The 23,778-nt window shown below is 64.3% G+C and carries 19 protein-coding genes; 5 read left to right on the top strand and 14 right to left on the bottom strand.

The window, feature by feature from the left end:
- Window positions 1-3: 3 nt before the first annotated feature.
- From AC0L3P_RS23410 to AC0L3P_RS23385, 6 genes are all read right to left on the bottom strand, one after another.
- Complete coding sequence (locus AC0L3P_RS23410; protein WP_473305405.1) at window positions 4-855, bottom strand: class I SAM-dependent methyltransferase; 852 nt, start codon at window positions 853-855, stop codon at window positions 4-6.
- On the bottom strand, window positions 845-1,450 hold the full coding sequence (locus tag AC0L3P_RS23405) for an acyltransferase (RefSeq protein ID WP_473305403.1): 606 nt from the start codon (window positions 1,448-1,450) through the stop codon (window positions 845-847). The genes AC0L3P_RS23410 and AC0L3P_RS23405 overlap by 11 nt, the downstream gene beginning before the upstream one ends.
- 42 nt (window positions 1,451-1,492) lie before the next feature.
- Window positions 1,493-2,581 carry a glycosyltransferase family protein gene (locus tag AC0L3P_RS23400; RefSeq protein WP_473305401.1) on the bottom strand — a complete coding sequence of 363 codons (1,089 nt, stop codon included), beginning with the start codon at window positions 2,579-2,581 and terminating at the stop codon, window positions 1,493-1,495.
- Window positions 2,582-2,584: 3 nt separating this feature from the next.
- A complete protein-coding gene (gene asnB / locus AC0L3P_RS23395) occupies window positions 2,585-4,423 on the bottom strand; it encodes an asparagine synthase (glutamine-hydrolyzing) (RefSeq protein WP_473305399.1) in 1,839 nt (612 codons plus the stop codon).
- 3 nt (window positions 4,424-4,426) lie between these two features.
- The gene (locus AC0L3P_RS23390; RefSeq protein ID WP_473305468.1) at window positions 4,427-5,980 is read right to left on the bottom strand and encodes an oligosaccharide flippase family protein; all 1,554 of its coding nucleotides are present in this window, start codon (window positions 5,978-5,980) and stop codon (window positions 4,427-4,429) included.
- Between the two features lie 157 nt (window positions 5,981-6,137).
- Window positions 6,138-6,464 carry a hypothetical protein gene (locus tag AC0L3P_RS23385; protein WP_473305396.1) on the bottom strand — a complete coding sequence of 109 codons (327 nt, stop codon included), beginning with the start codon at window positions 6,462-6,464 and terminating at the stop codon, window positions 6,138-6,140.
- A 126-nt stretch (window positions 6,465-6,590) separates the two neighbouring features.
- Between AC0L3P_RS23385 and AC0L3P_RS23380 the strand changes: the two genes are divergently transcribed.
- Window positions 6,591-6,878 carry a hypothetical protein gene (locus AC0L3P_RS23380; protein ID WP_473305394.1) on the top strand — a complete coding sequence of 96 codons (288 nt, stop codon included), beginning with the start codon at window positions 6,591-6,593 and terminating at the stop codon, window positions 6,876-6,878.
- 348 nt (window positions 6,879-7,226) lie between these two features.
- On the opposite strand, the gene AC0L3P_RS23375 is transcribed toward AC0L3P_RS23380, so the two are convergent.
- Window positions 7,227-10,178, bottom strand: a complete 2,952-nt coding sequence (locus AC0L3P_RS23375) for a M10 family metallopeptidase C-terminal domain-containing protein (RefSeq protein ID WP_473305392.1) — start codon at window positions 10,176-10,178, stop codon at window positions 7,227-7,229.
- A 198-nt stretch (window positions 10,179-10,376) separates the two neighbouring features.
- Here AC0L3P_RS23375 and AC0L3P_RS23370 point away from each other — a divergent pair, with 198 nt between their 5' ends.
- Both AC0L3P_RS23370 and AC0L3P_RS23365 read left to right on the top strand, forming a co-directional pair.
- On the top strand, window positions 10,377-10,691 hold the full coding sequence (locus tag AC0L3P_RS23370; protein WP_473305390.1) for a hypothetical protein: 315 nt from the start codon (window positions 10,377-10,379) through the stop codon (window positions 10,689-10,691).
- 134 nt (window positions 10,692-10,825) lie between these two features.
- Window positions 10,826-12,019: a CaiB/BaiF CoA transferase family protein gene (locus tag AC0L3P_RS23365; protein WP_473305388.1), complete on the top strand. Its 1,194-nt coding sequence runs from the start codon at window positions 10,826-10,828 to the stop codon at window positions 12,017-12,019.
- Window positions 12,020-12,095: 76 nt separating this feature from the next.
- Here AC0L3P_RS23365 and AC0L3P_RS23360 read toward each other — a convergent pair whose 3' ends face one another.
- The 7 genes from AC0L3P_RS23360 to AC0L3P_RS23330 form a co-directional block, all read right to left on the bottom strand.
- Window positions 12,096-12,989 carry an outer membrane protein gene (locus tag AC0L3P_RS23360; RefSeq protein WP_473305386.1) on the bottom strand — a complete coding sequence of 298 codons (894 nt, stop codon included), beginning with the start codon at window positions 12,987-12,989 and terminating at the stop codon, window positions 12,096-12,098.
- Window positions 12,990-13,424: 435 nt separating this feature from the next.
- Window positions 13,425-14,300 carry an outer membrane protein gene (locus AC0L3P_RS23355; protein WP_473305384.1) on the bottom strand — a complete coding sequence of 292 codons (876 nt, stop codon included), beginning with the start codon at window positions 14,298-14,300 and terminating at the stop codon, window positions 13,425-13,427.
- Between the two features lie 153 nt (window positions 14,301-14,453).
- A complete protein-coding gene (locus AC0L3P_RS23350; protein WP_473305382.1) occupies window positions 14,454-15,971 on the bottom strand; it encodes a tripartite tricarboxylate transporter permease in 1,518 nt (505 codons plus the stop codon).
- Window positions 15,972-15,983: 12 nt separating this feature from the next.
- Window positions 15,984-16,526, bottom strand: a complete 543-nt coding sequence (locus AC0L3P_RS23345) for a tripartite tricarboxylate transporter TctB family protein (RefSeq protein WP_354100982.1) — start codon at window positions 16,524-16,526, stop codon at window positions 15,984-15,986.
- Window positions 16,527-16,602: 76 nt separating this feature from the next.
- Window positions 16,603-17,589, bottom strand: coding sequence for a Bug family tripartite tricarboxylate transporter substrate binding protein (locus tag AC0L3P_RS23340; protein ID WP_473305379.1), 987 nt, complete (start codon window positions 17,587-17,589; stop codon window positions 16,603-16,605).
- Between the two features lie 136 nt (window positions 17,590-17,725).
- Window positions 17,726-18,523: an enoyl-CoA hydratase/isomerase family protein gene (locus tag AC0L3P_RS23335; RefSeq protein ID WP_473305375.1), complete on the bottom strand. Its 798-nt coding sequence runs from the start codon at window positions 18,521-18,523 to the stop codon at window positions 17,726-17,728.
- 44 nt (window positions 18,524-18,567) lie between these two features.
- Window positions 18,568-19,767: a pyridoxal-phosphate-dependent aminotransferase family protein gene (locus AC0L3P_RS23330; protein ID WP_473305371.1), complete on the bottom strand. Its 1,200-nt coding sequence runs from the start codon at window positions 19,765-19,767 to the stop codon at window positions 18,568-18,570.
- Between the two features lie 244 nt (window positions 19,768-20,011).
- On the opposite strand from AC0L3P_RS23330, the gene AC0L3P_RS23325 reads away from it, so the two are divergent.
- A complete protein-coding gene (locus AC0L3P_RS23325; RefSeq protein WP_473305366.1) occupies window positions 20,012-23,023 on the top strand; it encodes an FAD-binding and (Fe-S)-binding domain-containing protein in 3,012 nt (1,003 codons plus the stop codon).
- Window positions 23,016-23,444, top strand: coding sequence for a GlcG/HbpS family heme-binding protein (locus tag AC0L3P_RS23320; RefSeq protein ID WP_473305362.1), 429 nt, complete (start codon window positions 23,016-23,018; stop codon window positions 23,442-23,444). The genes AC0L3P_RS23325 and AC0L3P_RS23320 overlap by 8 nt, the downstream gene beginning before the upstream one ends.
- Window positions 23,445-23,778: the final 334 nt, after the last annotated feature.

The following is a 23,778-nucleotide window of genomic DNA, read 5'->3' as shown; positions in this document are numbered from 1 at the left end:
GTCCTAGACCTTGTGACAGACGAACGAATAGAGCCGGCCGGGCCGGTGGTCAAAGCGCTCGGCAAGCGAGAGCAGGGACGCGAAGACATGCTGCGAAGCAAACGCGGCGCGCCACAGCGGACCGACGGGAATCTTCCGCGTCAGTTTTTCGACGACCGCGGATCGCAGCGTCTGCATCGTATACGGGAACAGATTGATCGCGCTCTGCAGCGGAGCCAGTGTCCCGACGTTGGCGAAGCCGGCCGACTTCAGCGCGCCGATATAGCGCTCGAGCAGGTAAGCATGCTCGCCCCCGTAGAGGTGATGCAGCGGATGCTGATCGAGAAATTTCTGAAGATCGCTTTCCATGCTGATCACGTGCTCACGCGCTGCGATCAGCATACCGCCGGGGCGAAGCACGCGAAACATCTCGCGGCAGGCACCATCAAGGTCGCGCGTATGATGGAGCACGGCGCGCGCGAAGACGAGATCGAAAGTGTCGTCGGCGAACGGCAGGCGCTCGGAAAACTCCTCGACCACATTGATGGGCAGCTGCGTGCTCGCCGCAAGAGCCCGGATTGCCGCAGCGCCGACGATGGCGCTGCCATCGGGCTCGAGTGCGGTCACCTCGAAACCGCTTCGGGCCAGCGCGTAGCTGGCAATGCCGCGACCGGCGCCCACATCGAGTGCCAAGCCGGAGCGCCCGGCCAGGAGCGCCGTGACCGCCTGCCATTCGGAGCTCTGAAAATAGCGCTCGGCCGCCGCGATCAGCGGATCATCGTAGAAGGCGTCACGCACGAGCTGACCCTGATCCGGCTGATTGCGCAGCCAGACAACGGCATCCTCCCACGTCGTGAACTTGCCGTCACCGCTCATCGGACCGGAGCTCCCTGACCAGCACCGCCGGATTTCCAGCCACGATCGAGAAGGGCGGCACGTCCTTGGTCACGACTGCGCCGGCCGCCACCACGGCCCCCTGCCCGACCGTCACGCCGCGCAGCACCATGGCTCCCGCGCCAATCCAGGCATCATCGCGGATCCGGACCGGGCTTTCGTCAAGCGAGAGTTCGCGCGGATGACCGCTTGTGAAGATCTGCCGGACCTGCGCGTGCCGCGCGGCCGCCCCGATCGGATGGGTCAGACTGTCGAAGACGTTTGCCGAATGGGAGATCAGAACCCGGTTTCCGATCTCGATGGAGCCAGCCGACCAGATCCGCGTCCCCTCCCCGACATAGCACCATTCGCCGATCTTGATCTCGCCGCCATGGGCGAAAGTCATGAGTTCGCCGAGGATCCGGCTCTGTGCGCCGATGACGATCCTGTCGGCATCGCCGCGGATGTTCCTGATCCTCGCGCTGGCTCCGAGCGCTGCCCCGTCATCGAGACGGCAAGTCGCCCGGCCCATCATGCGCTGGATCAGGTAGTCGGTATTGCGGCCCGTGAGCCGCTGGATCAGGAAGTCGAGGGTCATGCAATCAACTGAAATCGCGTCGTCCCGGACGCTCTAGCACGGCTAAACCCGTCCGACGAGGTCGCCGAACTGCTTCCATTGCACGTCCTTGCTGTAGATGTCCCGGATGCGGGCCCGACCAAGCGCAGCGATCTCCGCCATTCTGGGCCAGTCTTGCAGACTGCGTGAAATGACCTCGACGGCCTGTTCCGGGGTACCGTAGGTCTCGATGGTCACGCCCTCCTGCATGCCGGCCGGATAGCTGCCGGCGTCGGAGACGAGCAGTGCGCCGCATCCCATCGTCTCGAAGCAACGCATGTTGCCGCGATCCGTGCCGGCCATATCGATCGCGCCGTTGAACACGATCTTCGACGAGCCAATCAGTTCGTAGAGGGCTCTGCCGAACACCGGCGGTCTCGCAATGGCCGCGATGGCATCGGGGCGCCGGTGTTGTCGCAGCGGCAGCAATCGCCCGAGGGTGCTCTCCGCGAGCCTGGTCAGACGCGATGCATCGAGACAAAGCACGATATTGCGGCTATCGGCGAGCTGCGCGACCTGCTCCAGCGTCCTGGCCCGCACGCGATGGTGGCGCGAGTAGCCGCCGGCGAAGGCGACGTGGATCGGGCGCTCGCCGTGGCCATACTCGTCCATCACCGGATCATGCGCTGGAAAGAATGTTTCGACCCGGCATCCGTTGCGGCGCCAGATATCGAGGATCGATGGAGCGTTTCCGAGCACGGCGCGATAGGCCGTGAAATCGGCATTTCCCGACGGCGCGGCACGCCAGCACAGCGCCTTCTTCACGCAGCCCGGCAGCTTGGCAACGAATGCGCTCGGATAGCGCACGGGATCGAGGTTGTAGAACACCTCGGTGGCGTGATGCTCGATTTGAGCGAGCAGAATGGCCTCGAGCGTCGGCTCACCCGACATGCCCTGCTCGCGCGCCCAGCGGCGCTGCAAGACCTCGTCGTCCCCATTGGTGAAGAAGGCCTCCGGCGAACCGTCGAGCACCGGTTGAAGGAAATGCGACGCACCGAAACGATCGTGCAGAAATACGCGCCGCCGCTCCGCGAAGCTCTGCGTGTTGGCCGCAAGCTCATTCAACCGCGGCAGATAAGACGGATAGAGGGCGCTATTCTGGAACAAACGCATCGTTTACGCGTACCTCGCCAACATCCATTTCATATTCAGATACGGCCAGATCCGCCCGACCGACTCCCAATCCCAGGACTTCGACGCCGTCAAACGGCTGACCGCCGCGCGCAGACCCGCTTCATCCACCAGTTCCGCAAACGCCGGCACATTCCTGTCCAGCAGGTCAGCCGTCCAGCCGGCCAGCGGTCCGTTCAACCATTCCGGCATCGGCGAGTTGAAGCCGACCTTGCGACGCGCGGTGCGAATGGACTCCGGCATCAAATTGGCCATCGCCCGCCGGGCAACAGCCTTGGTATAGCCGTCCGCCGACTTGCTGCTCTCGGGAAGGGCCATCGTATAGGTCACCAGCCGCCAATCCATAAAGGGCATGCGGACTTCGACGCCGTGCGCCATCGAAAGGCGGTCGAAGTTGCGCAGGATGGTGGGCAGCACCGTGCTGTGAAACATCCGATAGAGGCGCTTGTTCAAGCCACCCCATTCACGCGGCAGCACATCGTCCTCCGCTATCAGCGGAAGCGGGGCGGGAAGATTGCGCAGGCCACCGCGCAGAAAATACACGCCCTTCCGCTTGAGGGCCAACGCACGCAGGACATCCACACAACGCCGGGCCAGTTTCGAACGCGACGCGAGGTCCTCTGCCGCGTTCCGTATCTGAAACGCGCGCGCTTGTCCTTCCTGCAAATAGCCGCCCATCAGCTCGTCCGCCCCGTGGCCGTCGAGTGACACCGTCACGTTGTTTTGGGTCAATTGCCGATAGAGCAGCCATATGGCGCTGGGCAACGCGATGTAGACGTCATCGAGATCGTCGAGAATCTGATCGAGGTCCGTCAGCGCATCGGCCTGTCCGATTTCGAGAAAAGTTGGCGCGACGTTGGCCCAGACGGCGGCCTCCTCGGCCATCGGCCTCTCGTCGTTCAAGGCGCCGGGGAACGTCGCAACAAAGGCGTGACGCCATGCTGCGCTGTCGCGCGGCCCCATGCCTTCCTTCTCGTGCGCCGCCATGGCGCAAATCACGGCCGACGAATCGAAGCCGCCGGACAGGCATGTTCCGATCGGCACATCGCTGCGCATGCGCAGGGCCACGGCATCCTGAAACAGCTCGCGAAAGCGCGCGACACGCTCGGCTTCGGTGGCCGGCACCGGCGGCAGATGATCCACGGTCCGCCACCATCGCTTGACACTGACCTTGCCCTGACGAAGCCACATGCAGTGGCCGCCCTGCAAGCGGCGAACCTGGCGAAACAGGGTCCGCTCGCTTCCTTCGATCCCGAAGGCATCGAGCAGCAGCCGGCGTGCAACCTCCATGTCGACGGAGGTATCGATCAGTCCACTCCGCACCAACGCCCGTTGCTCGGACGCGAAGACGAATCGTTCCGGCGACGCGGCATAGAGCAGCGGCTTGATGCCGAAGCGGTCGCGCGCAAGGAACAGCTCGCGGGTGCTGGTGTCGAAGATCGCCAAGGCCCACATGCCGTTGAAGCGGGGCAGCATGTCTTCCCGCCAGGCCTGCCACGCGGCCAGGATCACTTCGGTATCGGATTGGCTGCGCAACACCGCGCCCTGCGCCTCGAGCTCGCGGCGAAGCTCGAGGAAGTTGTAGATCTCGCCGTTGAACACGATCACATGGCGGCCGTCCGCGGACAGCATGGGCTGATAGCCGCCCTCGCCTGGATCGATGATCGCCAGGCGGCGGTGGCCGAATGCGAGGCTTCGGTCCGCGCTGAACCAGGTCCCCTCGCCGAACGGACCGCGATGCGCGATCAGGCTGGTCAGCCGCGAGATGTCGGCCGGTTCGACCGCATTGCCACCCAGATTTACGATGCCTGCGATTCCGCACATGTCCTAGACAGCCTTGATGGGCAAGAAGCGACTGACGATCGAACGAATATCTTGCCGGCAAGCCCTTCGATACGGACCCAATTGCGACGCCGCAACCGCGATCGCGAAAATCGTCGCGGCCGTCACCGACGAGATAGCTCCCACCGACCACCAGGACGGCGCGGGCTGGAATGGCGCGCGGTCGAGACCGTATCGCACCGCCAGCGCCGTCGCGATCCCGATGCCGAGCGGCATCAGCACGCAATGCACGATGCGCGACCACATGCCGGCGAGATCAAAACTACGGCGCAACAGGAAGACAATGGTCGCCATCTGCGTGATCATTCCGGCGCATGCGCTCCAGCCTGCGGCGTGCCATCCGAAGCGTGGCAATGCGATGGCGCTGGTTACGAGTGTGACGACACCCGTGATCAAGGCGATGAGCGCGTTGGAGCGCGACCGCCCGTGCGCCAGCAAGTAAAAGCCGAAGACGTTCGCGCTCGATCCGAGGATCCCGGCAATCGACAGGACGACGAGAACCTGTGCAGCCTCGGCCGCGACCTCGGCGCCGGTCCAAACATGCAGCAGCGGACGAGCCACGGGGATCAATCCGCCGAGCGCGCTTGCGGCCAGGACATTGAGAATCCACGACGCTCGGAATAGCAGATCGACCTTGCGGTCCTCGCTCTCCCCCTGCAGCGTGCTGAAGAAGGGAAACAGGATCTCGCCGACCTTCAGGATACCGATATAGGTCGCCTCCTGCAGGCGCTGCGCAACGCCGTAGAAGCCGACAAACTGCGGTTGCAGCAGCGCGCCAAGCAGATATCGATCGGCCTGCCCTGCAAGCAGCGCACCGCCCTGTGCGGCAACCTGCCATCCGCCGAAACGAACCAGCCTGCCAAGCGCGTCGCGATGCAATGCTGGAGGTGCCAGCCACTGACGCATTTGGCCGCTAGACAAGGCCAAGGCCAGCAGCAGACCGATCGCCAACCCCAGCGCCTGGCAACCCAGGAATGTCGATGCGTATGGCGCGGCGGGGATCAGGAGGAGCATCGAAAGAGTCGAGACCACGGTGCTGACGATGCCGATCGAGGCGATCCGGCGATAGTCTTGCCGCGCGGTGAACAACGAAATGAAGACGGCCGATACACATTGGCACAACCAGCCGATACCGGCCAGCGCGAACGCCAGCGCGAGATCCGCGGCAGCCGGACCGGCCAGATGAAATCCGAGACGCGCGAGTGGAGCTCCGGCCACCAAAAGGAAAATGGCGATCGGCCCGCCCGCGCCGACCGCGAGCATGACCGCGGTCGCGAACAGGCGTCGCGCGTCGTCGCGGTTGGATGGCTCGAGTCGCTGTGCAAGCTCGCGCGACGTCGACAGTCCGAGCGCGTTGCTGAACACCTGCGCTGGCGCAATGCATGCGGTGACAAGACCCGCGACACCGAAGGCCGCGAGCCCGAGATGGGTGATCACGAAAGGCAGGATGGCCAGGTTCAGCACCACGGCCACCAGGAAGGCCGTCGCATTCCACGCGGAATTCCCCAGCAGATCGGGCGGTGTTTTTCTCAACGTCATGCCAGCCACCCGGCCATCACCTCAGCAAGCCTTTGCCCACACCGATCGGGGTCCTTCCCAAGGCATCGCGAATTCGGGCTAGCAGTCAGTTCACGGAATGTCGATAGCCGGCAGGAACCGCAGCCGGCCCGCTTGGCGGACCCGTTCGGCCTGCGTTTCAGGGCTCCGCCCGAGGCTTGCGGGGCGCCCGGGAAGGCACGCTCAGAGCCCGTCCGACTCGCCGTTCTTCGGCGTGGAGCGCGGCACGGAAGGCGAGAACGCCGGATCGGCCGGGCCCGGCATCGTCGGCCTGCCGCCGGCATCCGCAGGCCGGACCCGCGGGAGCGGCCGCGTCCGGCCGCTGGAACGTCAGCACCTCGCTGCGCTCGCCCTGCTTGGACGTCACCTCGCGCGGCTGCACCGAGGTCAGCGACCAGCCGGCGAGCGATTCGCCCTGCCGCAGGCGCACGACCTTCTGATCGGTGCGGTTGACGAGAATGGCCATGGCGTCGCCCTCGCCCACCACGGCCCCGACCAGCAATAGCGGTGGCGGTGCCTCGACCGGCTGGGTGACGGTGCGGAAATCTCTTCGACCGGCGATGCCGCGACCGCACGCGGCGGCGGCCGTCGCGTGGCCGAGAAGATGGGGCGCTCCTGGGTCGCGGTCGAGCCGAGAACGGCACCGACCACAGCGGATTGCCGCGACGAACGGGCCTGGCGGGAGCCTGCTGCGCGGGCCATGCGACCGGCGCATCGTCGCGACCTCGAAATTTCCGGGCGGGGCTGCCCGCAGCATCGTCAGGCAGCATGTCGATGCGCGACGACGTGGCAGCCATGGTTCCTTGTTGCCATGCACACGTCCTCGCGCCGCAACCTGCGCGTCGCGCAGCCCTACGACATCACCTTCCAGATTCGCTGAAACTGCCGCCGGCCGCTTTGAAGCGCTCGCAAAATAAGGCCTTCGTGTTGAAATTTTCTGGGTATGCGACGCTACTTGGAAAAAGGTTGCAGAATTTTCTGGCATTTCCTCGCCAGCAACTGTTGCGTGACGGACCGCGGATTTTCTAGTGGTCGCACCGGATCAGGCAAGGTGCTTTTTATCTTCCGGAACTTGCCTGGGAGGCCTCGAATATAACCTACTGTGGGCGCCGGGATCAACGGATTGCACAAGCATCGTGTACGTCCCACGGTTGCGACGTCACACGCAGGCTGTAACAGAAATGCCCGCGCCATACTGTGTTGGTTCGACGCGACGCGACCTGCGTCGTCAGCCGAGCATGAAACCGGTGCCGTGCAGGTTATGGAGAAGGTCGGCCACACTGTCGATCATCGTGTCCTGGCTTCCCGCCGGTTCGGCCGAAGTCGCCTGTTCCAAGTCAATCAGCACACTCGCTGGCGCGGGCATGGAATCCGGCAGCTCAGACGAATTGGACAATGTGATTCCGCCTTGGCTGAAATTGAAAGCGAAGCCGCCACCGGCGGTCGCGAGCCCCGACGTCGCTGCGGGCGCTGCGCCTACGGCGCCGTCACCATTGAGGTCCTGGTGGAATGCCGGCTCGAGCGCCTTCAGGCGCGCGTCGCTTCCCGCCACTTCGGGCGTGAGGGTGGACAGGTAGTTGCCGTTGCTGTCCGCGCTCCAGACCGAGAAATAGCCGGTCGATGAGTTCTTCCAGGCGACGTCGTAGCCGCCGCCCGAGACCTGCTCGGCGGCAACCGGCGACCATGCGCCGTAATTGCCCGCGACGACTGCCGCGCCGCCATTCTTCAGAACCGGGCCGGTGCCGGTGGAGATGCTGTCCAAATCGTAGTTGCTTCCGCTCTGAACCAGGCTGGTCGAACCGGTATGTTCGATCGTGACGCTCGTCGTCGAACCACTCGGGCTGCCGATCGTGCCGTCGCCATTGAGATCCTGTTGGAAGACCGACTCCAGCGAGATCAGGCCGGCATTGCTCCCGGGCACTTCAGCCGTGAGGGTGGTCAGAAAGTTGCCGTTGCTGTCGGTGCTCCAGATCGAAAAATATCCGGTGCTCGCATTCTTGAAGGCAACATCATAGCCGCCACCCGAGACCTGTTCGGCGGCAACGGGCGACCAGGCTCCGTAACTGCCTACGATGACCGGAGCACCGCCATTCTTCAGGACAGGGCCCGTGCCGGTAGCGATGCTATCCAGCTCGTAATTGCCTGCACTTTGGACCAGGCTGGTCAAACCGGCATGTTCGATCGTCGCGGTCGACCCGCCTGACGTCCCGATCGTGCCGTCACCATTGAGATCCTGATGGAACGCCGTTTCCAGCGATATCAGACCGGCATTGCTCCCCGACACTTCGGGGGTGAGGGTGGACAGGAAGTTACCGTTGCTGTCCGTGCTCCAGATCGAAAAATATCCGGTCGATGCATTCTTGAAGGCGACGTCGTAGCCGCCGCCCGAGACTTGCTCGGCGGCCACGGGCGACCAGGCGCCGTAACTGCCTGCGATAACGGGAGCACCGCCATTCTTCAGGACAGGGCCCGTGCCGGTAGCGATGCTGTTCAGGTTGTAATTGCCGCCGCTCAGGACCAGGCTGGTCGATCCCGCGGCCTCGATGGTGGTCGTCGGAACACCGATCGTGCCGTCGCCGTTGAGGTCCTGATGAAACGCCGCCTCCAGCGAAACCAGGCTGGCGTTGGTTCCCGACACTTCAGGCGTGAGGGTGGACAGGAAGTTACCGTTGCTGTCCGTGCTCCAGATCGAAAAATATCCGGTCGATGAGTTCTTCCAGGCGACATCGTAGCCGCCGCCGGAGACCTGTTCGGCGGCCACCGGCGACCAGAGGCCGTAATTGCCGGCGACCACTGCCGCGCCGCCACTCTTCAGGACGGGGCCGGTGCCGCCGCCGGTCGGATTCAGGTAGTACTTGCCGCTGTCGATGACGAGAACGGTCACGCCCGTTGATTCGCGCACGATGGGCCCGGTGAGCATCGCGCTGGCAACGGTCTGATCGGCGAACTGGAGATACTCGACGCCTGTGACGGTGTCGGTGCCATCGGGCGAACCGCTGCGTTGATCCGTGATCGTGAAGGTCTGGGTCGTGGCATTGTACGTGAACGCGTAATTGGCGCGATTGCCTGAATACGCGGCGGTGTCCGTGCCCGAGCCGCCGGTGATGGTGTCGTTGCCGCCGCCGCCGGTCAGCGTATCGTTGCCGGACCCGCCGTTCAGTGCGTTGGCGATCGCATTGCCGATGATCGTGTCGTTGCCGGAGCCGCCGACGGCGTTGTCGATGTAGGAACGCGCGTCGTTGTTGTAGAGATAGGAATTGTAGACGTTGCCCCATGCGTAATGGCCGTTTCCGAGATTGGCGAGTTGAACCGACGAGAACACGGACGACGCACCCGGATTGAGATTGATGCTCAGGTTCGTCGTGTAGTTCGACAGGTCGTAGGTATCGACGCCGCCACCATCCCAGATCGTCTCGTAGATGCGATTGGCCGAGCCACCGGCACCGCCATTGTCCGCCGGCTGGCCAGCGCCGTTGATGAACTCCTGCCCGGTGGTCGGGCTCCATGTATAGACGGTGGTCCCGCCCTGAGTGGTGTAGTCCGCGCCGTACATCGTCTGCAGCGCGAGGATATCGTTGGCCATATAGGTCTGCGAATATCCATAGGCTTCGTTGGTGTAGCCGCTCGTCGTCGAAGCACCGACATAGCTGCGATAACTCATGACGGTGTATTCGCTGTCGTCGTGCGCGCTCGGCACGGCGACGTTGGCGGGACCGCCCGCTTCCTGACTGTGCTTCAGGCCAAGGGCGTGTCCGAGTTCGTGCAACGCAGTCGTGAAATAGTAGTTGCCGAGCGCAGCCAGCGAATAGTTGTAGGCGGTTCCGAACCACACGTCGCCGCCGGACGCGTAGTTGCCGGGATAATAGGCGTAGGATGTCGGATTGGCCGCTGGCGACTGCGCGACCATGATGTCGGCGCCGTTCGTCCCGGCGTACTGGATGTTGGCGTTGGTGTAGCCGAGGATCAGTCCGATCGCGTAATTGATCGCCGCCTGCATCTGACTCGGCGCCGAGCCAAAACCCGACGTCGTCGGCTCACTGCTGCCGCCGCTGTAGGGACTGGCGTAGTCGCTTGCAGCGTCCGGAAAGCTGTAGGTGATCGTGCCGGACCATTTGTAGCCCGACAGAAGGCCGTCGATCTCGGCGTTGTTGGTGGCACTGACGTTGACGGCGGTGGCCAAGAGAATCTCCGAAGCAGCAACCCCCGTTCGATTCGGGGCGCGACAGGTGATTCTAGCTTGAGAGTTAAACGTTTGGTTTAATTTTGGCGAGCCGGTCCGGACTCCTTCCGTAAGGCCGTGTTAGCCATCAAATCCCGTAGTCATACGGGCCAAGACAAGGATGCCAGTTCCGGCTCCCTGCGTGTTGCGAGCGAAATCATGAAACGACGTCTACTCTCGGCCGGTCTGTTCGGCGCCCTGATCGCGCTCGCCGGGCCGGACCATCTACCTTTCGGAGGACTGCCTGTCATGGTCGGAAAAGCCAATGCGGATGAGAGCGGCAAACAAGGCGACACAGCGAGACGCGCGCCCTCCGTTCCAATGGCCCGCGACTCCTCGGCTGCGGTCGCGGAGGAGTACGAATCCGCCCGTCGCAAGGGAACGCGGGAGGCATTCGAGCTGTTCATTGCGCGCCACGGCGATGACCCGCTGGCCGAGCAGGCGCGCGCCGAGCTGAAGCAGCTGGCGCGCTGATCCTTCGCGGGCGCCGCTCAGGCATTGCATTTCGCCAAGCGGCATCCGCGCGGCCCTGACCTGCCGCGTGATGTCTTGCCGCATGGTCATTCGGCACTATGGTGGGCCCGCAATTTGTCCCGGAGCCCATCAAGATGCCCTTTCCGCATGCCTCGGAAGCCCTGTCACGCTTCACCGTGCTCGATCTGACCCGCGTCCGGTCCGGGCCCACCTGCGTGCGGCAGCTCGCGGACTGGGGTGCGAACGTGATCAAGATCGACGCGCTCACCGCGGATGCCGGCGGCGAGCAGCCGGGCGGGCCGCGGCAGGGCTCCGACTTCCAGAATTTGCATCGCAACAAGCGGGCGATGACGCTTAACCTGAAGGACGAGCGCGGGCTCGCCGTGTTCAAGCGCCTCGCCGCCAAGGCCGACGTCGTCGTGGAGAATTTCCGCCCCGACGTGAAGAAGAAGCTCGGTATCGATTATGAGGGCCTCGCCAGGATCAATCCGCGCATCGTCTACGGGAGCATCTCGGGCTTCGGCCAGGACGGGCCCTACCACAAGCGGCCGGGTTTCGATCAGATCGCGCAAGGCATGGGTGGGCTGATGTCGATCACCGGCGCGCCCGGCGAAGGCCCGATGCGGGTCGGCATTCCGGTCGCCGACCTCACCGCCGGCCTGTTCTGTGCCATGGGTATCCTTACCGCACTGCTGGAGCGCGAGGTCTCGGGCAAGGGCCAGTGGGTGCAGACCTCGCTGCTGCAGGCCCAGATCTTCATGCTCGACTTCCAGGCCGCGCGCTGGCTGATGGAGAAGGAAGTGGCCAAGCAGGCCGGCAACAACCACCCGACCAGCATTCCGACGGGCGTGTTCAAGACCTCGGACGGCTACATCAACATCGCCACCACGGGCGGCCGGATCTGGGAGCGTTGCGCGCAGGCGATCGGCGCGCCGGAGCTCTACAGCCATCCCGACTATCTGACCGCGCCAGCCCGCTCCAAGAACCGCGACGCGCTCAATGCCGAGATCGAGAAGCGTACCTTGACGAAGTCCACCGAGACCTGGGTCCGTGAACTCAACGAGGCCGGCGTGCCCTGCGGGCCGATCTACGCCATCGACCAGATGTTCGAAGACGAGCAGGTCAAGCATCTCGGCATCGCGCAGGAGGTGCCGAATGACGAGGATCGCGACATCCGTCTGGTCGGCCAGCCCGTGACGCTGTCGCGCACGCCGAGCAGGATGGTGGCGCGGCCGCCGGAATTCGGCGAGCAGACCGACGAAGTGCTGAAGGAGTTCGGCTTCGGCGCCGACGAGATCGCCAAGCTCCGGGACGCCAAAGTGGTGTGAGTGCTTCGTTGGAGATCGGCCAGCGAAAAAGCCCGGCGCTCGCCGGGCTTTTTGACTCGCGGAGCCACGTCGCCGCTCAGGTGCCGCTGAAGCGATAGTTGACGCCGACGCGCAGGATGTTGTCGGTGATGTGCGAGCGATAGCCGACGACCAGGGGCGCGCCGCTGAGCGCGATCACTGGCGTTGCGAGCGAACCCGAGACGGTTCCGAGATCGACATGGAGATATTCGAGCCTGGCGCTCCAATTGTCGGCGAAGGCGCCTTCGATGCCGGCACCTGCGGTCCAGCCGATCTTCGTCGCACTGCTGCTGAAATTTGCCGCGACGGGCGTGAACGCCAGGTTGTCGTCGCTCCCAGGGCTGCCGCTGACATTGGTCGCGGCGATGGTGCCCGAGGTGGAGACGCGGCCATAAGCAAGACCACCGGTACCGTAGAACAGCACGCGCGGCGTCACCGCCGCGCCAAGCCGGCCGCGGACAGTGCCGAACCAGTCGAGCTTCTGGACGAGATTGAAGGTCACGGGCAGCGCGGGATCGAACGTGTTGTCGCCGCGATGACCCGGCGTGCAGACGCCGTCCTGCAAACCCGCCGGCGCGCCGGCGCACAGCGCGTCGAAACGGCCGTTCCGGCCGCTGCCCTGGAAATCAGCCTCGAAGCCGATCACGAACATCTCGCGCTGCCAGTTGTAGCCGATCTGTCCGCCGCCGCTGACGCCGTTGAGATCGAACTTGCCGGCGCTCGAATTCAGCAGCGCGCCAGCTCCGCTGTCGATGAAATCAGCAGTCGTGGCCGAGCGTCCCCAGCCATGGCCGACATTGATGCCGGCGTAGAAGCCGCTCCAATTGTGGCCGGGATCCACGGCCACCGGCGACGCCTTGGTATAAATGTGCGGTACCGCGAGATCAGCGGCGAAGGCAGGCGGTGCTAGCAGCATGGCAGTCGCGACCGCAACCAGCAGAGTTCGTGTCATCAATCTTCCCTCGACAAAAGGTGTTGCCTGCTCGCTTCCTCGCGCGAGGCCGGCGATTCAGTGTCGCGACCCTAGGGAAGAGCGCATCGCTCCGCGTCGTGCGAACGAATGTCAGTCGTTTGTGGGATGCGAGCGGACAGTTGCGCGCGGAAGGCGTGCGCGCACCATCCAAGCGTTCTCGAAATCGCTGCTATTTCAGTAGGATTTGATGGTGGGATGGATTTTCGCGGACTGGCACGATGGCGTCGGGAGGCGCTCGACGCATACGGCTTCGCAGGTCCAACCAGAGCAGATCAGGCCGCAGATGTGGCGCCACCGCAACAAGTCAATCGCTCCGTCCGATTGTCGGCCTTGCGCCATTTCCAAAAATCAGGACAGAAACGACAAAGCCCGGCTCGAGCCGGGCTTTGCTTCTTGTTGACGCCGCTGTTGTTGTTAGTACCGGGCGACCACCGGGCCACCGAACTGATAGTTGATGCCGGCGCGCAGGATGTGGTCGGTGAAGCGCGACGAGACGTTGGCACTGACCGTGGAGAGCGGCGCCAGGGTAAACGGACCGGACGAGAAGCTGCCGAGATCCATATAGAGGTATTCGAGCTTGGCGCTCCAGTTCTGGGTGATCTTGCCTTCGATTCCCACGCCGGCGGTCCAGCCGGCACGCGTCGTCGAGTTCGATCCGACCGAGGCGATCGCGACCGCCGCGGGCGTGAACCCGGTCATCGTACCGGTGGTCTTGATCTCGCCAAAGGCCAGACCGCCAGTGCCGTAGAACAGCACTTTCGGAGTCGCCAGGATGCCGACCCGGCCGCGAACCGTGCCGAACCACTGAAGATGCTGATCGATCGTCAGGACGGTGCCGCCGGCAGCAGCGGGGGGAAGGAACGTCAGGCCGGGAAGACAGGGCCCGGCGCCCGGCGCGATCGGGGCGCCCACGCAGCTATAGGTGGCGCTGCCCTTCTCACCTGACCACTGGAGGTCGCCCTCGACGCCGAACACCCAGTTGGCGTTCTGCCAATTGTAGCCCGCCTGGCCACCGGCGACGCCGCCGTTCATGTCGAAAGACGCATTGGTGACGGAGCCGGCGGGAGGCGCGATCCCAAGGCCGGTTGCCGAGTTGAAGTAGGAGACGTCGGTGCGCGAACGGCCCCAGCTATAGCCGCCATTGCCGCCGACGTAGAAACCGGTCCAGTTCCAGACCGGATCGGCCATGACCGGCGCCTTGACGTAGGGCCTTGCGGCCAGATCGGCCGCCAGTGCGCCCGTCGCGAACAGCGACATCGCCGCCGCCATTCCAATCACAATCCGCTTCATGGCAATCCTCCACACAAATTTGTGATGAAAATATGCGCTGAGAAGCGCCCAAGGGCTGTGCCGCGCCTACAACTACCCGAAACAATCGCAGCGTGTAACGCCTAGGACTAGGACGACATCCCCCTATGTATTTGAATCCAGGGGTGATTACGCCTAGCTTTGCGCCGGCTTGGCCCCCTGCGTCAATCCGACACGGGCGAGCAAACGGTCGATCACCGGCCAGAACAGCAGCACGATCGCCAAGGTCGTGAGCGAGCCGACCAGGCCGTTCGACCAAAACACCTTGAGGTCGCCGCCGGCGCCGATCATCGACAGGCGGAAGGCATCCTCGGCGCGGTTGCCGAGCACGAGTGCCAGCGTGAACGGCGCGAGCGGAATGCCGATCTTCTTGAAGACGTAGCCGACGAGGCCGAATCCGAGCATCAGCCAGATGTCGAACATCGCGTTCTGGATCGCATAGGCGCCGATCGCACAGGACACCACGATCATCGGCGCCACCGCGGCGAACGGCACGCGCAGGATCGAGGCGAAGATCGGCACCGTCGTCAGCACCAGCACGAGGCCGACGACATTGCCGAGATACATCGAGGCGATCAGGCCCCAGACGAAATCCTTGTGCTCGACGAACAGCAGCGGTCCCGGATTGAGCCCCCACACCATCAACCCGCCGAGCAGGATCGCCGCGGTGCCGGAGCCGGGAATGCCGAGCGCCAGCATCGGCAGCAGCGCCGCGGTGCCGGAGGCATGCGCCGCCGTCTCCGGCGCGAACACGCCCTCGATGCGGCCCTTGCCGAAGCTCTCTGGATTCTCGGCAAAGCGTTTCGCCAGATTGTAGCCCATGAACGAGGCTGCGATCGCGCCGCCCGGGGTAATGCCGAGCCAGCAGCCGATGAAGGAGGAGCGCAGCAGCGTCACCCAGTATTTCGGCAGGTCCTTCCACACACTCAGCACGACGCGCAACGAAATGCTCGCTGCGTGTCCGCGCAGCGCCAGGCGCTCCTCCATCGTCAGCAGGATCTCGCTGATGCCGAACAGGCCGATGACGGCGACGAGGAAGTTGATGCCGCGGAGCAGCTCGGACGAGCCGAAGGTCATGCGCAGATTGCCTGACACCGTGTCCATGCCGATGCCGGCGAGCAACAGCCCGAGCGACATCGAGATGACCGTCTTGTGCTTGGCCTCGCGTCCCAGCCCGACGAAGGAGCAGAAGGTCAGCAGATACACGGCGAAGAACTCGGGCGGGCCGAACTTCAACGCAAAGGACGAGATCATCGGGGCGAGGAAGGTGATCAGGAGCACCGCGACCAGCGAGCCGATGAAAGAGGACGTGAACGCCGCCGTCAGCGCCTCCGCCGCCCTGCCCTGCTGCGCCATCGGATAGCCGTCGAAGGTGGTCGCGACCGACCAGGCTTCGCCGGGGATGTTGAACAGGATCGAGGTGATCGCGCCGCCGAACAGCGCGCCCCAGTAGATGCAGGACAGCATCACGATCGCCGAGGTCGGATCCATCGTGAAGGTCAGCGGCAGCAGGATCGCAACACCGTTGGGTCCGCCGAGCCCGGGCAAAACGCCGACGAAGATGCCGAGCACCAGCCCGACCATCATCAGCGCGAGCGTCTTCCACGTCAGCAGGACCGCAAAGCCGTGAAGCAAGAGACCGAAAGCTTCCATCGCGGGCTCGCCTTAGTGGCCGAAGGCCGCTTCTAGCGGCCCTTTCGGCATGATGACGTCGAAGGCGATGTCGAAGGTAACGAACATGATGGCCGTGAATACGACAGCGGTGAGCAGCGACTTCCAAAGCGCGATCTTGCCGACGAGGCGCATGAAGCTGGCGATCAGCAGGAAGCTCGCGACATAGAGGCCGAGAAACTGCGTCGCCAGGCAGAACAGCAGCGTCGGCACGAACACCGCCATCACGCGGCGGGCCTGCGCACGCGTGACGAAGGTCTCAGCTGCCGCGCGGTGCGCGACCAGCGCCACGATCAGGCCGTAGAGGCTGGCACCACCGAGAATGACGGAGAGGTAGAACGGGAAATAGCCGGGCTCCGGCCCGGTCGAATCCCAGGAGGCGCCGGTGCGCCAATTGTCGTAGCCGAGCGTGGCGGCCAGCGCGAGCAACAGGAGACAGACGAATATCTCGATCGTGCCGGAGGAGACGACGGAAGGCGAGTCGTCTTCGGGCGCGGTCGGATCGTCGACGATGATTTCAAGATCGGTTTGGGGCATGAGCCGTTGGGACGGAGTGCGGTTCGATTCTCCCTCTCGCCGCAAGAACGGGAGAGGGAGAAGGGAGAAGAGACGGCTACTTCGCGACGAATCCAGCTTCCGTCATCAGCAACTTGTTGACTGCATCGTCCTCCTCGAGGAATTGCACCATGTCTTTGCCGGTGAGGAAGATCGGCTTCAGCGCCTGCTTTTCCATGTAGTCTTTGTATTCCGCGGTCTGCGTCACCTTGTGGAACAGCTCGACATAGAACGCCTGCTGTTCCGCCGTGACCTTGCCCGGCAGGAACGTCGCGCGGAGCATCAGATACTGCACATCGACGCCCTCCTCCTTGCAGGTCGGGATGTCGGCCCAGGACTGCGTCTCCGTCACTTTGCTGGTGTAGGAGATTCGCTCCTTGTCGAACACGCAGAGCGGACGCACCTGGCCCGCGCGCCAGACTTCGAGATTTTCGGATGGATTGTTGACGTTGGATTCGGTGTGGTTGCCGACGAGTTGGGTCGCCGCCTCGCCGCCGGACTTGTAGGGCAGATAGGAGAATTTCGCGCCGGTCTTCTGCTCGAGGAACACGGTCAGCACGTGATCCTCGCGCTTGGAGCCGGTGCCGCCCATCTTGAACGGCGCGCTCGCCGCCTTCGCGGCCGCGACGAACTCCTTCACCGTCTTGGGACCCGCGCTGTTGTCCCACAGCACGAACTGGTCGAGCGCGATCACCGAAACCGGGGTGAGCTCACGCCAGTTGAACGGGATCTTCGCCGACAGCGGCAGCATGTAGATCAGCGAATAGGCGATCAGCACCTTGTTGGGGTCGCCCTCGCTGGATTTCATGTACATCAGCGCTTCGGCACCGGAAGCCCCGCCCTTGAGCGAGACCACGATCGGCTGCTTCATCAGATTGTTCTTCTGGATCGCGGCCTGCATCATCCGAGCCATCTGGTCGGAGGCACCGCCCGCGCCCGCCGCAACCACGATTTCGACCGGCTTCGTCGGTTCCCAGCCGGCAATGGCCGGGGTGCTCAACGATAACGCTGCTGCAACGCCAACAGTTTTCACTAGACTTCGCACGAGTTTCGTCCCCCGGTTATTGTTTGGCTTGTTGCCAGGAATTCGATGCATTTTGCGGACGAATGCTGGCGAGTTCAAGCCGGCGCGCATCGCGCCGCCTATGACTTTCGGCTGACGAAGCCAAGCCGGAGATGCGCTACTTGCCCTTCCAGTTCGGCGTGCGCTTGTTGAGGAAGGCGTCCATTCCCTCGCGGAAATCTTCGCTCATATAGGCCTTGAGGATCAGATCCTCGCCCTCTTCGCGCGACAGCGTGCGGCGGATGCGGCGGACTGCCTCCTTGGTCGCTTCAAGCGTCAGCGGGGCGTGGCTCGCCACGAGCCTGGCGGTCTCGTCAGCGCGGCGCTGCAGCGTCTCGACGTCGGGAACGATCTCGTTTAGAAGGCCGAGCGCCAGTGCTTCCGGCGCTTCGACGAGGCGCGCCTTGAAGATCAGATCCTTGGTGCGGGCGGGCCCGACCAGCGAGACGACGCGGCTGATGTTCGACATCGACAGGCAGTTGCCGAGCGTGCGCGCGATCGGAAAGCCGATGCGCGTCGCTTCAGTCCCGATGCGCAGGTCGCAGCAGGCCGCAATTCCGGCGCCGCCGCCGGTGCAGGCTCCCGCGATCGCCGCGATTACGGGCACGCGGCACTGCTCCAGCGTGCCGAGCACGCGGTCGATGCGGGCCTCATAGTCGAGCGCATCCTGCGCGGTTTTGAACGCACGGAATTGAGAAATGTCGGTGCCGGAGGCAAACGCCTTGTCGCCGGCGCCGGTCAGGATCAGCGCCTTGATCGAGCGGTCGGCGTTGATCTCCTGGCAGATCTCCGCCATGCGCTCGTACATGGCGAAGGTCAGTGCGTTGCGCGCCTGCGGGCGGTTGAAGGTAATCCGCGCGATGCCGTCCGTGACGGAGTAGAGCAGGTCTTCGTTGGCGGTGGTCGGTGCGTTCATTGCGCGCTCTCTTTTCTCTAGGTTAGTTCAGGCAACCTGGGCCTTCAGGCCACCTGAGCTTTGGTCATCGGCACCGCGTCGCGTCCCTTCAGGAGGTCCATGGCCGCCAACACGCCGCCGCTCCGGTGCGGGATCTTTGCAAGATCGAGGCCCATCTCGACGCCGGCGAGCGTGCCCATCAGCATCAGGTCGTTGAAATGGCCGATATGGCCGATGCGGAACACCTTGCCCTTGACCTTGTTCAGGCCGGTGCCGAGCGACATGTCGAAGTTTTCCAGCACCACCTTGCGGAAGGCGTCGGCATCGTGGCCATCCGGCACGCGCACGCCTGTCAGCGCCGGCGAATGCGCGGCAGGATCGGCGCACTGCGTCTCCAGGCCCCAGACCTTGATCGCGGCACGCGTCGCCGCGCTGTGGCGCTTGTGGCGGGTCCAGACGTTCTCGAGCCCCTCCTCTTCCAGCATCTTGATCGCCTCGCGCAGGCCGTAGAGCAAATTGGTCGCGGGCGTATAGGGGAAGGTGCCGAGCTTGTTGAAGCTGATGACCTCCTGCCAGTCCCAATAGGAGCGCATGCCGGGGTTGGCCTTGGCCACCGCGAGCGCCTTCTCTGAGACGGCGTTGAAGCCGAGGCCCGGGGGCAGCATCAGGCCCTTCTGCGAGCCGGCGACCGAGACGTCGATGCCCCAGGCATCGTGCTCATATTCCATCGAGCCGAGGCCGGAGATGGTGTCGACCATCAGCAGCGCCGGATGCTTGACGCGGTCGAGCAGCTTGCGCACCTCCAACGGCGGCGTCACGCAGCCGGTCGAGGTCTCGTTGTGGACGACGCAGACCGCCTTGATGGTGTGCTGCTTGTCGGCGGCAAGGCGCTTCTCGATCTCGGCGAGATCGGCGCCATGGCGCCAGTCGCTCGGGATGAAATCGACGTCGAGCTTGAACCTGTCGGCGATGCCGCGCCACAGCACGGCGAACTGGCCGGTCTCGCACATCAGGACCTTGTCACCGGGCGCGAGCACGTTGACCATCGCGGCTTCCCAGCCGCCGGTGCCGGACGAGGGGAAGATGATCACGGGCTGCTTGGTGCGGAACACCCGCTGCATGCCGGCGAGGACGGCGAAACCGAGCTCGGCGAACTCCGGACCGCGATGGTCCAGCGTCGGCATGTCCATCGCCCGCAGCACCCGGTCGGGCACGTTGGTCGGTCCTGGAATCTGGAGAAAATGCCTTCCAGTATGCACGGTCATCGGCGTCCTTCCCGGTCTTTGAGTCTGTCTTTTGCGTCTGTCTCTTGAGTCTGTCTTGCCTTCGAGCCCAGCCTGACTTCGAGCCCGCTGGCCTCAAGGGGCTGCGCGAGCCGCTCGAATATCACTATTCGCCGGGCTTGTCCCTCGCCGGGCGGGGTCCGTCAATGCACAAGAAGCAGGGCTCGCCTTGCCAAGGGCCGTGACCGGAGGCAAGACGGGGGCGGCGAACAGGCAAGAGCGGACCATGGCGGCGGAAGTGCCCGGGAAATCACAGGAATCGGCCAAAAAGGACGGCCTCGCGGCACGTCTGGCCCGGGAAATGACCGGTGACGTCCTGTTCGACGCTTTCAGCCGCGGCCGCTACGCCACCGACGCTTCCTTCTACCAGATCATGCCCCATGGCGTGGTGGTGCCGCGCACCATGGACGAGGCCTTGCGGACGCTGGCAATCGCGCGCGACGAGGGACTGAAGGTGACCCCGCGCGGCGGCGGCACCTCGCAATGCGGCCAGACCGTCAATGACGGTCTCGTGGTCGATCTCTCGAAACACCTGAACCGGATCCTGTCGCTAGACGTCGAAGGACGCACCTGCGTGGTCGAGCCGGGCATCGTGCTCGACGACCTCAACCGCCAGCTGAAAAAGCACGGCCTCTGGTTTCCGGTCGACGTCTCCACGGCCTCGCGCGCCACCATCGGCGGCATGGCCGGCAACAATTCCTGCGGCGGCCGCAGCTTGCGCTACGGCACCATGCGCGACAACACTCTGTCGATGGAAGCCGCGCTTGCCGACGGCACGCTGGGCCGCTTCGGCGAGGTCTCGCGCGATCTTTCCGATCTCGATGCGAACGACAGCGCCCGCGCCCTGTTCCGCGACATGCTCGATCTCGGCGCCCGCGAGGCCGGGGAGATCGCCGCGCGCTTTCCAAAGGTGCAGCGTCGTGTCGGAGGATACAATCTCGATGCGCTGGTGCCGCGCAATGCGCGCAACAACATGGCCCACCTTCTCGTCGGCTCCGAGGGTACCCTCGCTTTCACCACCAAGGTCGAGCTGAAGCTGTGGCCCGTGATCCGCAACAAGGCGCTCGGCATCTGCCATTTCGGCAGTTTTTACGAGGCGATGGACGCGGCCCAGCATCTGGTCAAGCTGAAGCCGATCGCGGTCGAGCTGGTCGACCGCACCATGCTCGCGCTCGGCCGCGACATCGCGATGTTCCGGCCGATCATCTCCGCCGCGATCAAGGGCGATCCGGATGCGGTGCTCGTGGTCGAGTTCGCTGAGGAAGATCAGGCGGACAACCTCGTGCGCCTGAAGCAGCTGGGCGAGCTGATGGGCGATCTCGGCTTCGGCTGGAACAACGACAAGCGAAAATGGGGCGGCGTGGTGGAAATCACCGAGCCTGCGCTGCAGAGCGGGATCGCCGATTTCCGCGCCGCCGGCCTCAACGTCATGATGTCGATGAAGCAGGAGGGTAAGCCGGTCTCCTTCGTCGAGGACTGCGCCGTGCCGCTGCCGCATCTCGCCGACTACACCGCGCGGCTGAGCGAGGTGTTTGCCAAGCACGGCACCAGCGGCACGATGTATGCTCACGCCTCCGAAGGCTGCCTGCATGTACGGCCCGTGCTGAACTTGAAGCTGGAGAAGGACGTCAAGGCGATGCGGGCCATCGCCGAGGAAGCCTTCGAACTGGTGCGCGAATACAAGGGCTCGCATTCCGGCGAGCACGGCGATGGCCTGGTGCGCTCCGAATTCCACGAAACGATGTTCGGCGAGCGCCTGGTCGCCGACTTCAGGGAAGTGAAGCAGCGCTTCGATCCCGATGGCGTGCTCAATCCCGGCAAGATCGTCGACGCCCCGAAGATGGACGATCGTTCGCTGTTCCGCTTCAAGCCTGAGTATCGCGTCGCTGAGCTCAAGACAAAACTCGACTGGTCCGCTTATCCCGGGGCCGGCGGCGGCTTTCAGGGCGCGGTCGAGATGTGCAACAACAACGGCGCCTGCCGCAAGCTCGAGGGCGGCGTGATGTGTCCGTCCTACCGCGCGACGCGCAACGAGAAGGACGTGACGCGAGGCCGCGCCAATACGTTGCGCCTCGCGATCTCCGGCCAGCTCGGCGCGGGCGCGCTCTCCTCCGACGAGATGATGGAGACGCTAAAGCTTTGCGTGTCCTGCAAGGCCTGCCGCCACGAATGCCCCACCGGCGTCGACATGGCCAAGATGAAGATCGAGGTGCTCGCCGCGCGCGCGGCCTCGCATGGCCTGACCTTGCGCGACCGGTTGGTCGGCTATCTCCCGCGCTATGCCGGCCTCGCGTCGCGCTTCGCGCCGCTGGCGAATTTGCGCAACCGCAGCCCGCTGCTGCGAAAGCTGTTCGAACACTTTGCCGGCATCAGCGCCCGCCGCGCGCTCCCCGCCTTCCGCAGCGACGTGTTCGTGCCGCCGGCCGAAGCGGTCGGGCCGGAAACCGGCCGCGAGGTGGTGCTGTTCGCCGACACCTTCAATCGCATCTATGAGCGCGAAAACCTCGAGGCCGCGCTGCGCGTACTCACAGCCGGGGGCTATCGCGTGCACATGCCAAAACCCGCGAGCAGCGGCCGCCCGCTCTGCTGTGGCCGCACCTTCCTGTCAGCCGGTCTCGTCTACGAAGCCCGGTCCGAGCTTGACCGCCTCGTCGCCGCCTTCGCGCCGTTTGCCGCGCGCGGCGTGCCGATCGTCGGTCTCGAGCCAAGCTGCCTTTTGACCCTGCGCGACGAGCTCGCCTCGCTGCGCCAGGACGATGACGCCAAGGCCGTCGGCACCCACGCGCTGACCTTCGAGGAATTCCTGGTGCGCGAGGCCGAGGCCGGCCGGCTGCAACTGCCACTCGGCACTGTTGCCGACAAAGCCCTGGTGCACGGCCATTGCCATCAAAAATCCTTCGGCGCGTTCAAGCCGGTCGAGCAGGTGCTGCGCCTCATCCCTCGCCTGAAGGTCGAGACCATCGAGTCGAGCTGCTGCGGCATGGCCGGCGCCTTCGGCTATGGCGCGGACACCTACGATGCCTCCATCGGGATGGCCGAGCTGTCGCTATTGCCCAGCATACGGCGCGCGGACCAGAATACGCTGGTCGTTGCCGACGGCACCTCCTGCCGGCACCAGATCCACGACGGCACCCAGCGCGAGGCGCTTCACGTTGCGCGCGTGCTGGCGATGAGCCTTGATCGTGCCGAAACCCAATCCACAACCACTCCCATTGCAAAGGAAACCAATCATGGCTGACCTCACCCTCGACACCGCCCGCAAGATCCTCGATGCCGCTTTCGCAAAGGCCGGTGAGCTGAAGCTGAAGCCGCTCGTGGTCACCGTCCTCGACGCCCGCGGCGTGCTCAAGATCGCCGCGGCGCAGGACGGCACCAGCCTAATGCGCGCCGAGATCGCCCACGGCAAGGCCTATGGCGCGCTCGCCATGGGCCTCGGCTCGCGCGCCCTGTTTCAGCGGGCGCAGGAGCAGGCCTATTTCATTGATGCCGTGAACACGATTGCCAAGGGCGCGCTGGTGCCGGTCCCCGGCGGCGTGCTGATCATGGACGGCACGACCCTGCTCGGCGCGGTGGGTGTGTCGGGCGACACGTCCGACAATGACGAAGCTTGTGCGGTGGCGGGCATCCAGGCCGCGGCCCTAAAGGCCAACGCTGGGTAGCGATGTCCCCCTCGAGCGCTGCCCACCGGAAAAATGTCACAGATAAAGTTGCGGAGAGGACATTAGCATCATCCGCCTGCCTCAATAGAATTTACCGCGCCTGCTGCGTGCGCGACCGGTCGATCGACTGATTAGAGTCGTCGCGCCTATTGAGATAACGACGGATGGCCCTCAAACTTTCGTTCGCGGTCTCTACTATCAAACTGGGAGCAAAGATATCTCTGAGCAGCATTCCGCCATCCCCAGGCCGGCTGGTAGCGAGGTTGTCGCCTTGTCAAGCGAGCTGCACAATTGGAGGGGAAAATCGCCCAAGGCGAATTTCGGGAAAATCGAC

It is taken from the genome of Bradyrhizobium sp. WSM4874 (assembly GCF_055811835.1).
The sequence above is the reverse complement of the archived record's forward strand: the minus strand, read 5'-3'. Positions and strand labels throughout refer to the sequence as shown.

Bases quoted from the DNA above. Each gene is read 5' to 3' on its own strand.
- AC0L3P_RS23410 (WP_473305405.1), bottom strand. From the start codon at position 855: ATGAGCGGTGACGGCAAGTTCACGACGTGGGAGGATGCCGTTGTCTGG.
- AC0L3P_RS23405 (WP_473305403.1), bottom strand. From the start codon at position 1,450: ATGACCCTCGACTTCCTGATCCAGCGGCTCACGGGCCGCAATACCGAC.
- AC0L3P_RS23400 (WP_473305401.1), bottom strand. From the start codon at position 2,581: ATGCGTTTGTTCCAGAATAGCGCCCTCTATCCGTCTTATCTGCCGCGG.
- asnB (WP_473305399.1), bottom strand. From the start codon at position 4,423: ATGTGCGGAATCGCAGGCATCGTAAATCTGGGTGGCAATGCGGTCGAA.
- AC0L3P_RS23390 (WP_473305468.1), bottom strand. From the start codon at position 5,980: ATGACGTTGAGAAAAACACCGCCCGATCTGCTGGGGAATTCCGCGTGG.
- AC0L3P_RS23385 (WP_473305396.1), bottom strand. From the start codon at position 6,464: ATGGCCATTCTCGTCAACCGCACCGATCAGAAGGTCGTGCGCCTGCGG.
- AC0L3P_RS23370 (WP_473305390.1), top strand. From the start codon at position 10,377: ATGAAACGACGTCTACTCTCGGCCGGTCTGTTCGGCGCCCTGATCGCG.
- AC0L3P_RS23365 (WP_473305388.1), top strand. From the start codon at position 10,826: ATGCCCTTTCCGCATGCCTCGGAAGCCCTGTCACGCTTCACCGTGCTC.
- AC0L3P_RS23360 (WP_473305386.1), bottom strand. From the start codon at position 12,989: ATGACACGAACTCTGCTGGTTGCGGTCGCGACTGCCATGCTGCTAGCA.
- AC0L3P_RS23355 (WP_473305384.1), bottom strand. From the start codon at position 14,300: ATGAAGCGGATTGTGATTGGAATGGCGGCGGCGATGTCGCTGTTCGCG.
- AC0L3P_RS23350 (WP_473305382.1), bottom strand. From the start codon at position 15,971: ATGGAAGCTTTCGGTCTCTTGCTTCACGGCTTTGCGGTCCTGCTGACG.
- AC0L3P_RS23345 (WP_354100982.1), bottom strand. From the start codon at position 16,526: ATGCCCCAAACCGATCTTGAAATCATCGTCGACGATCCGACCGCGCCC.
- AC0L3P_RS23335 (WP_473305375.1), bottom strand. From the start codon at position 18,523: ATGAACGCACCGACCACCGCCAACGAAGACCTGCTCTACTCCGTCACG.
- AC0L3P_RS23330 (WP_473305371.1), bottom strand. From the start codon at position 19,767: ATGACCGTGCATACTGGAAGGCATTTTCTCCAGATTCCAGGACCGACC.
- AC0L3P_RS23325 (WP_473305366.1), top strand. From the start codon at position 20,012: ATGGCGGCGGAAGTGCCCGGGAAATCACAGGAATCGGCCAAAAAGGAC.
- AC0L3P_RS23320 (WP_473305362.1), top strand. From the start codon at position 23,016: ATGGCTGACCTCACCCTCGACACCGCCCGCAAGATCCTCGATGCCGCT.